This is a genomic window from Cellulomonas sp. P5_C6, assembly GCF_054049635.1.
Genome location: NZ_JBFULZ010000164.1, coordinates 1 through 9,447, shown reverse-complemented (window position 1 = coordinate 9,447; position 9,447 = coordinate 1). Strand labels below are relative to the sequence as shown.

At 74.6% G+C, this 9,447-nt stretch carries 6 protein-coding genes and 1 pseudogene; 6 read left to right on the top strand and 1 reads right to left on the bottom strand.

Annotated elements, in window-relative coordinates:
• On the bottom strand, nt 1-4,070 hold a 4,070-nt coding region (locus ACXJKG_RS16120; protein ID WP_456846760.1), incomplete at its 3' end, for an Lhr family ATP-dependent helicase.
• Between the two features lie 61 nt (nt 4,071-4,131).
• Between ACXJKG_RS16120 and ACXJKG_RS16115 the strand changes: the two genes are divergently transcribed.
• The 6 genes and pseudogenes from ACXJKG_RS16115 to ACXJKG_RS16090 all read left to right on the top strand — a co-directional run.
• The gene (locus tag ACXJKG_RS16115; RefSeq protein ID WP_456846759.1) at nt 4,132-4,365 is read left to right on the top strand and encodes a DUF3046 domain-containing protein; all 234 of its coding nucleotides are present in this window, start codon (nt 4,132-4,134) and stop codon (nt 4,363-4,365) included.
• Nucleotides 4,366-4,377: 12 nt separating this feature from the next.
• Nucleotides 4,378-6,453: an alkaline phosphatase family protein gene (locus ACXJKG_RS16110; RefSeq protein ID WP_456846758.1), complete on the top strand. Its 2,076-nt coding sequence runs from the start codon at nt 4,378-4,380 to the stop codon at nt 6,451-6,453.
• Nucleotides 6,450-7,226 carry an MBL fold metallo-hydrolase gene (locus ACXJKG_RS16105; RefSeq protein ID WP_456846757.1) on the top strand — a complete coding sequence of 259 codons (777 nt, stop codon included), beginning with the start codon at nt 6,450-6,452 and terminating at the stop codon, nt 7,224-7,226. The genes ACXJKG_RS16110 and ACXJKG_RS16105 overlap by 4 nt, the downstream gene beginning before the upstream one ends.
• Nucleotides 7,227-7,435: 209 nt before the next feature.
• Nucleotides 7,436-8,476: a recombinase RecA gene (recA, locus tag ACXJKG_RS16100; RefSeq protein ID WP_456846756.1), complete on the top strand. Its 1,041-nt coding sequence runs from the start codon at nt 7,436-7,438 to the stop codon at nt 8,474-8,476.
• 101 nt (nt 8,477-8,577) lie between these two features.
• Nucleotides 8,578-9,066: a regulatory protein RecX gene (locus ACXJKG_RS16095; protein WP_456846755.1), complete on the top strand. Its 489-nt coding sequence runs from the start codon at nt 8,578-8,580 to the stop codon at nt 9,064-9,066.
• Between the two features lie 133 nt (nt 9,067-9,199).
• Nucleotides 9,200-9,447 (top strand): annotated as a pseudogene (locus tag ACXJKG_RS16090) (ribonuclease Y); the annotation flags it as partial.

Below are 9,447 nucleotides of genomic sequence, written 5' to 3'. Positions count from 1 at the left end.
TGGTTCCTCGGCGCGCTGGCCGAGCGGGTCCGACAGCTGCGACCCGACGAGGCCTCGCCCAGCCACGCGCGCAGCGGTGCGAGGCCGTCGTTGGTCACGTGGCCGGTCCAGACCAGGTCCCACACCGCCGCGGCCACGTCCGCCTGGCTGGGCGAGGCCTCGTCGGGTCGCAGCTGTCGGACCCGCTCGGCCAGCGCGCCGAGGAACCACGCTCCTCCGCCGCCGAGGGCGTCGAGGATCGCGGCGTGCAGTGCCCCGTCTGGGGCCGGCGCGACCGGGGGGAGCGTGAGGTCGGCGACGCCCGCCGGGTGCAGCGAGATCAGGCCGTCGTGCCCGGCGAGCGACCCGTGGCCGGCCCACACCACCTCGCCCGCCGCCGTCAGCTGGTCGAGCATCGCCGGGTCGTAGTCGGTCACGCGCGCGGGCARCACGTGGGTCTCGAGCGCCGACGCAGGCAGGACCGCGCCGGCCAGCTGCTCGACCACCCGGGCGACCCCGTCGACGCCCCGCAGCGACCCCGTCGCCGAGCTGCGGCCAGACCGGCCGACCGGCTGGACGCCCTGCCAGCGGGGCAGGAAGACCCCGAGCGCCTGCGGGGCGACCGGCTCGACCTCGGCCCGCAGCGCGGCGAGCGAGCGGCGGCGCAGCGTCCGCAGCACGTCGGCGTCGCAGAACTCGTCGCCGGTCCCGCCCAGCACGTCCGGGCGCAGCCGACCCTGGACCAGCACCCCGAGGCCGTCCAGGCGGCGCAGCGTCTCGGTCACCACGGCGACCCCCCAGCCGAACCGGGCGGCGGCCTGCGCAGCCGTGAAGGGCCCGTGCGTGCGGGCGTGCCGGCGCAGCAGGTCGCCGATCGGGTCGGGCACGACCTCGGTGAACACCTCGGGAACGCCCACGGGCAGCGCGACACCCAGCGCATCGCGCAGCCGGCCGGCGTCCTCGACCGCGGCCCACTGCTCGGCGCGCTCCGGGGCGACGCTGCCGAGGCGCACCCGGATCAACCGGCGGGCGCCCTCGAGCTCCGTCAGCCACGCCGGCACCTGGTCGCGCACCTCGGCCTTCGTGCGCTCGGCCAGCTCGGAGGCGGTGAGCGGCCCGTGGCGGCGGACGGCATCGGCGAGCTGCTCGAGCGTGCCGGCCTGGCGATCGGGCGCCCGGCCGCTCAGCTCGGCCTCGGTCCGCAGCACGGCGTCGGGGTCCAGCAGGTCGGCCAGCTGGGACTCGCCGCCCTGGCCGAGGAGCTCGGCGAGCAGCGTGGGGTCGAGGGTCAGGGCGGCCGCGCGGCGCTCGGCCAGCGGGGCGTCGCCGTCGTAGAGGAACTGCGCGGTGTAGCCGAAGAGCAGGGACTGGGCGAACGGCGACGGCTGCGTCGTGGTGACCTCGACCACCCGGATCCGCCGGGCCGCGACGTCCCGCATGAGCGTGGTGAGCGCGTCGGTGTCGAAGTCGTCCTGCAGGCACTCGCGAACGGCCTCCAGCAGGATCGGGAAGTCCGGGTACTCCGAGGCCACCGCGAGCAGCTGGGCCGACCGCTGGCGTTGCTGCCACAGCGGCTGGCGGCGGTCCGGGCGGCGGCGGGGGAGCAGCAGCGCGCGGCCGGCCGCCTCGCGGAACCTCGCCCCGAACATCGCCGACGAGCCGAGCTCGGCCCGGACCGCGTCCAGCACCTCGTCCGGCTCGATCAGCAGGTCCGCCATGTCGATCGCCGGGCCGGTCGAGTCCGCCCACGGGTCGTCCACGCCGAACCCGAGGTCGCCGCCCGCGTCCAGCATGTCGGGCAGGCGCAGCACGATGCCGTCGTTCGAGTGCATGGCCGCGGCGTCGACCCCGTACCGCTCGCGCAGGCGTGCGCCGATGACGATCGCCCAGGGGGCGTGCACCCGCGCGCCGTACGGCGAGTGCACGACGACCCGCCAGTCGCCGAGCTCGTCGCGGAACCGCTCGACCACCAGGACCGCGTCGGACGGGACCTCGCCGGTGGCCTCGCGCTGCTCGGTCAGGTAGGTCAGCAGGTTGTCCGCGGCCCACGGGTCCAGGCCCGCGCCCTCGATCCGCGCGCGGGCGCCCTCGGGGCTCAGCGTGCCCAGCTCCCGCACCCACGCGCCCATCGCCTGCCCCAGCTCGGCCGGGCGACCGGGGGCGTCGCCCTTCCAGAACGGCAGCCGCCCGGGCACGCCGGGAGCGGGCGTGACGAGCACGCGGTCGGGCGTGATGTCGTCGATCCGCCAGGTGCTGGAGCCCAGCGTGAACATGTCGCCGACGCGCGACTCGTAGACCATCTCCTCGTCGAGCTCGCCCACCCGCTTGCCGCCGCGGACCGCGCCGCCGGCACGCTCGGCGTCGACGGGCACGTCGCTCGTGGTCGCGCTGCTCGCCAGGAAGACGCCGTACATGCCCCGGTCCGGGATGGTCCCGCCGCTGGTCACCGCCAGGCGCAGAGCCCCCGGCCGGCCGCTGAGCACGTCGCGCACGCGGTCCCACACGAGCCGGGGGCGCAGCTCCGCGAACTCCTCGCTCGGGTACCGACCCGCGAGCATGTCGAGCACCGCGCGCAACGTCGCCTCGCCCAGCCCGGAGAACGGCGACGCCCGGCGCACGACGGCCGACAGGTCGTCGAGCGACCAGTCCTCCACCGCGACCATCGCGACGATCTGCTGCGCGAGCACGTCGAGCGGGTTGTGCGGGATCCGCAGGGCCTCGAGCTCCCCGTCCCGCATGCGCTGCGCGGTCACCGCCGCGGGCACGAGCTCGCCGCGGAACGTCGGGAACACGATCCCGCGCGACACGGCACCCACCTGGTGCCCGGCACGGCCGACGCGCTGGAGCCCGCTGGCGACCGACGGGGGCGAGCCGACCTGCACCACGAGGTCGATGGCGCCCATGTCGATCCCGAGCTCCAGCGAGCTGGTCGCGACCACCGCGGGCAGCAGACCGGCCTTGAGCTCGGACTCGGTGCGGGTGCGCTCCGCGCGGCTCATCGACCCGTGGTGCGCGCGCGCCAGGATGGTCGCCGCCTCCCGGGTGTCGACGCCGACGGCGGTGCCCGACTGCCCCGGCACGGCGGCGGCGCGGAACGTGGCGGGATCGGGCACGTCCGCCCCGGACCGGTCGGCCCACACCTCGTTCATGCGGGCGGTGAGCCGCTCGGCACCCCGGCGCGAGTTGGTGAAGACGAGCGTGGAGCGGTGCTGCGCGACGAGGTCGACCACCCGCTCCTCGACGTGCGGCCAGATGGACGGGCGCGGGAGCTCGCCGGCGGCCGCGCCCGTGAGGTCCTCCTCGACCGGCCCCGCGCTGCGCAGGTCGGACAGGTCCGGGACCGGGACCACGACGTCGACCACGATCTTCTTGGTCGACGGGGGCTGCACGACGACGACCGACCGCCCCCGGTCCTCGCGTGAGCGGTTGCCCCCGAGGAACTCCGCGACGGCCTCGACCGGCCGCACGGTGGCCGACAGCCCGATCCGCTGCGCCGGACCCGGGCCCCCGGGGTGGTCGAGCATCGCGTCGAGGCGTTCGAGCGAGAGGGCCAGGTGCGCGCCGCGCTTGGTCCCGGCGACGGCGTGGATCTCGTCGATGATCACCGTGCGCACGCCCGCGAGACCCGCGCGGGCGCCCGACGTCAGCACGAGGTACAGCGACTCGGGCGTGGTGATGAGGATGTCCGGGGGCTTCGTCGCGAAGGCCCGTCGCTCGTTCGGGGGGGTGTCGCCGGTGCGGATCCCGACGCTCACGTCCGGCAGGGTCAGCCCCAGACGTGTGGCGGCCTGCCGGATGCCGACCAGCGGGGAGCGCAGGTTCCGTTCGACGTCCGTCGCCAGGGCCTTCAGCGGGGAGACGTAGACGACGCGGCAGCGCTCGACCGGGTCGTCGGGAGCCTGCCCCGTCAGCAGCCCGTCGAGCGCCCACAGGAACGCCGCGAGCGTCTTGCCGGACCCCRTGGGGGCGACGACGAGCGCGTGGTCGCCGCCGGCGACCGCGGACCACGCGCCCAGCTGGGCGGCCGTGGGCTCGGCGAACGCACCCGTGAACCACGTCCGGGTCGGCTCGGAGAAGCTCCTCAGCACCACCGGGCCATTCTGTCGGCCACCACCGACACCTGCGCACCCCGAGGGGTGGCAGTGTGTCCCCGTGAGGCTTCGAGAGTTCTGGCAGCTGGTGGACGAGGTGCTCGGCAACGCGCACGGCCGGGAGCTCACGCGTGAGCTCGTGCTGCGGGGGCTCGACCAGCGCACCGCGATCCAGGCGCTCGACGACAACGTCGAGCCGCGCACGGTGTGGCACGCCCTGTGCGACGAGCTCGAGATCCCCGAGAACGCACGCTGGGGGGCCGACGCCCGCCGTCCGGCGCCCCCGCGGGCCTAGGAGAGACCCCTGATGACGTCGACCGGCACCCGCACCCCCACCTGGGTCCCCACCCTGCGCGACATCGGGGAGGCCGTGCTCACGCTCGTCACGACCACCCTGGGCCTCGCTGTCGCCGTGTGGCTGATCGACGGCGTCCGCGCCGACGACCCGTGGGCGGTCGTGCTCGCGGCCGCCGTCGTCGCGGTGGGCGACCTGCTGCTCCGCGCGCCGCTGCGCTTCCTCGCCCGCCGGGGCAGTGCCGCGCTGGCCCTGGGTCTCGGCCTGCTCGCGCAGGTCGCCGTGCTCTGGGCAGCGCTCTCGCTGGTCCCCGGCATCGACGTCGACAACCTGTGGTCCGTGCTCGGCGTGCTCCTGCTGACCGCGATCGTCATGGCGATCGGCCGATGGGCGATCGGCGCGAGCAACAGCGACTACGTCGTGTCCGACCTCGTGCGGCGCGCGCGTCGGCAGGCCCGCCGTGAGGGCGTCCGGGCGCCGWCGGCGGGCGAGCCACGCCCTGCCGGGATGCTCGTCGTGCAGCTCGACGGGGTGGCCGAGCCCGTCCTGCGAGAGGCCATCGAGGCCGGGCTGGCGCCCAACGTCGAGCGCTGGATCAGCACGGGCAGCCACTCGCTCGAGGGCTGGTGGGCCCGGATCCCGTCGACCACCCCCGCGAGCCAGGCGGGGCTGCTGCACGGCGACTCGTCGCAGATCCCGGCGTTCCGCTGGTGGGACCGGGACCTCGGCCGGCTCGTCGTCACCAACCACCCGGAGGACGCCGCCCTCGTGGAGCAGCGACTCACCACCGGCAAGGGGCTCCTCGCCGGCGGCGGGACGGCCGTGTCCACCATGTTCTCGGGCGACGCCGAGACCGCCTTCGTGGTGATGAGCCGGTCGCGCACCAAGGGTCCTGACGGTGGACTCGGTCCCGGTCCGGCCTACGTGCGCTTCTTCGCCAGCCCCTTCGTCCTCGCCCGCGCGCTGAGCCTGTCGGTGGGCGAGATGTTCAAAGAGCTCTACCAGGCCCACCGCCAGCGGGTGCGCGAGGTCGAGCCGCGCATCTCGCGCGCCGGCTGGTATGTCGTGCTGCGGGGGATCACCAACGTGCTCCTGCGCGACCTGAACACCTCGCTGGTCGCCGAGGCGCTGCTGCGCGGCGCCCCGACCATCTACGTCGACCTCGTGGACTACGACGAGATCGCGCACCACGCCGGACCCACGCGGCCGGAGTCCCTGCGGTCGCTCGAGGGCCTCGACCGGGTGCTGGGCACGCTGGAGCGCGTGGTGGCGGTCGCGCCGCGCGACTACCAGATCGTCGTGCTCTCCGACCACGGCCAGGCGCTGGGTGCCACGTACCAGCAGCTCGGGGGGGAGACGCTGCTCGAGTCGGTGCGCGCGCTCATGGCGGAGCCCGCCGCGGACGGTGTCGAGAGCGACACCGGCGAGGACTGGGGCCTGCTCAACGCCCTCGTCAACAGCGCCCTGAACCTGTCCCGCGGCTCGACCGTCCTCGGCCCCGACCAGGGTCGCCCGAAGCAGCCGGCGGGTGGCGACGACCTGCCCGACGTGGTCACCGTCGGCTCCGGGAACCTCGGTCTCGTGTGGTTCCCGCAGGTGCCGCACCGGCTGACGCTCGAGGACTTCCAGGCGCGCTGGCCCGGCCTGGTCACCGGGCTCGCCGAGCGGTCGGGGGTCGGCGTCGTCGTCGTCGACACCGAGGCACGCGGGCTCGTCGCGATCGGCCCCCGCGGGCTGGTGCTGCTGGAGCAGCCGGGCGCCGAGCCCGAGGGCGAGGACCCGCTGGCGCCGTACGGCCCGCGCGGTCGCGCCGACCTCGTGCGCGCGGCCCGGCTGCCGCACACCGGGGACCTGCTCCTGATCTCGACCGTGACCGACCGCGGGCACGTGCACGCCTTCGAGGGGCAGGTCGGCTCGCACGGCGGCATCGGCGGCGCCCAGAACCACGCCTTCCTGCTGCACCCGACGGCCTGGCAGATGGCCGACGAGCTGCGCGAGCCGGTCGGCGACGACGAGATCCTGGTCGGCGCGGAGGCCGTCCACGAGCAGCTGGTCCGCTGGGCGGACGCCGCCGGTCTGCGCCCGTGACCCTGCTGGTCCGCTGGCTGGGTCACGCGAGCACGGTGCTCGACCTGGACGGGGTGCGGGTGCTCACCGACCCGCTGCTGCGGCGGCACGCGGGACTGCTGCGTCGTCGCGGGGCGGCCCCCCAGCCGGCCGACTGGGAGGGGACCGATGCCGTCCTGATCTCCCACCTGCACCACGACCACGCGGAGCTCGGCTCGCTGCGCCTGCTCGACGACGTCCCGGTGCTCAGCGCGCCGGCGAACGCGCGATGGCTGCGGGGTCGCGGCATCTCCGGGGCGCTGGGGCTGACGGACATCGAGTGGTACACGGTCCCGGGCTCCTCGCTGCGGGTCCGCCTGGTGCCGGCGATCCACGTGGACCGGCCGATGCCGCACCGGCCCAACTCGACGCACGGCTTCGTCGTGGCGACCGACGACGTCCGCATCTGGTTCGCGGGGGACACCGCACCGTTCGCGGCGATGGCCGACGTCCCCGCGCTCGCGGGCGGGCCGATCGACCTCGCGCTGGTGCCGGTCGGCGGCTGGGGCCCGCGCCTGTCGGGCGGGCACATGGACCCCACGCAGGCCGTGCGGGCCTGCGTGGCGGTCGGCGCCCGTGCGGCGATCCCGGTGCACTGGGGGACGCTGCACGCACCCGTGTCGCGACGCCTGCCGCCGGGCTGGATGGACCGCGCGGGACCGGCCTTCGCCGCGGCCGCGGCACGCGTCGCTCCCGACCTGCAGGTGCACGTGGTGATGCCCGGGGAGCAGATCGAGGTGTCCGCGACACGCTGACGGCGTGTCGCACGCATCGAACATCTGTTCGGCTAGTGTGGTTCTGCGGGTGAGCGACCGAGCCTCCCACAGCCCCTTCCGGCGGACGTCGGATCCACGGGGTCGAGGGTGGCCCGGTCGGGATGTCGGTGGTCGGACATAGCGTCACTCGCGACGAGACCAGCCCCCGTACCGCAGCGAACCGCTGCTCGAGACAGACGAGGTCGGACATGCCCGCACCCCAGGATCGTGCCAAGGCCCTCGAGGCCGCACTCAGCCAGATCGACCGCCAGTTCGGCAAGGGGTCGATCATGCGCCTCGGCGACGACGGGCGTGCCCCCGTCGAGGTCATCCCCACCGGCTCCATCGCGCTGGACGTCGCGCTCGGCATCGGCGGGCTGCCCCGCGGCCGCGTCGTGGAGATCTACGGCCCGGAGTCCTCGGGCAAGACGACCGTCGCTCTGCACGCCGTGGCCAACGCCCAGCGGGCCGGCGGCATCGCCGCCTTCATCGACGCCGAGCACGCGCTGGACCCGGAGTACGCCAAGAAGCTGGGCGTCGACACCGACGCGCTGCTCGTCTCGCAGCCGGACACCGGTGAGCAGGCGCTCGAGATCATGGACATGCTGATCCGCTCCGGCGCGATCGACGTCGTCGTCATCGACTCGGTCGCCGCGCTGGTGCCCAAGGCGGAGATCGAGGGCGAGATGGGCGACAGTCACGTCGGCCTCCAGGCCCGCCTCATGTCGCAGGCGCTGCGCAAGATCACCGGTGCGCTCAACCAGTCCGGCACCACGGCGATCTTCATCAACCAGCTGCGCGAGAAGATCGGCGTGTTCTTCGGCTCGCCGGAGACCACCACGGGTGGCAAGGCGCTCAAGTTCTACGCCTCGGTCCGCCTGGACATCCGCCGCATCGAGACCCTCAAGGAGGGCACCGAGGCGGTCGGCAACCGGACGCGCGTGAAGGTCGTCAAGAACAAGATGGCCCCGCCCTTCAAGCAGGCGGAGTTCGACATCCTCTACGGGGTCGGCATCTCGCGCGAGGGCAGCCTGATCGACATGGGCGTGGAGCACGGCTTCGTGCGCAAGTCGGGCGCCTGGTACACGTACGAGGGTGACCAGCTGGGTCAGGGCAAGGAGAACGCCCGGTCCTTCCTCAAGGACAACCCGGACCTGGCCAACGAGCTCGACAAGAAGATCAAGGAGAAGCTCGGCATCGGCGCCCGCGTCGACGCGCCGGCCGACCCGACTCCTGTCGTCGACTTCTGAGTCCTGGCATGACGAGTGGTACCCGACGTCGGGGGTGGAGCGGTAGCGAGCCGCCCCCGACGGGCTCGGCGGCACACGATGCCGAGCCGGACCAGGAGTCCGTGGCGCGGGCGATCGCGCTGCGGCTCCTGACCTCGTCGGCGCGCAGCCGGTCCCAGCTCGCCGACGCGATGGCCCGCAAGGACGTCCCCGAGGACGTCGCGCACCGGGTGCTCGACCGGTTCACCGAGGTCGGGCTGATCGACGACGCCGAGTACGCGCGGATGCTCGTCCGCACCCGCCACTCCGAGCGCGGACTGTCCCGACGGGCGATCGCGGTCGAGCTCCGGCGTCGGGGGATCGACGACGAGCTGGCCGGTGAGGCGCTCGAGCAGGTGGACTCGGACGACGAGAAGACCGCCGCCCGGGACCTCGTGCGGCGCAAGCTGCGGTCGACCTCGGGGCTGGATGCGCAGACGCGCGCCCGCCGGACCCTCGCCGCGCTCGGCCGCAAGGGGTACTCGCCCGGGCTCGTCGCACGGCTCGTGCGCGAGGAGCTCCCGGGGGTCGACGGCGTGGACGGCCACGACGGCTCGGACCCGGTCGGCTGACCTTCCGGCTCCGGGAACCCCCGACTCCGGCCGGGGTGGCGTTGTCCCAGGGAGTGGGTCCGCGTGAGGGAGAATGGCCCGACCGCGCACCGGCCCCGATGCGCGTCGGACGTGGCCGGACCAGGAGAACGACGTGGATGCAGGCGCGATCGCGACCATCGTGGGGCTGCTCGGCGCCTGTCTCGTCGCCCTCGTGCTCGTGCTGGTGGCTCGCCGGGAGGCGGGCGTGCAGCGTGCCCGCGCGGAGCGCGACGTCGCCTCGATCAAGGACGACGCCCGCACGATGCTGGCCGACGTCGAGCGGCGTGAGGGCCGGCTGACGGAGCGCGAGCAGGTGCTGGCCGGCGACCGGGCCGAGGTCGACGAGCTGCAGCGCCGCGC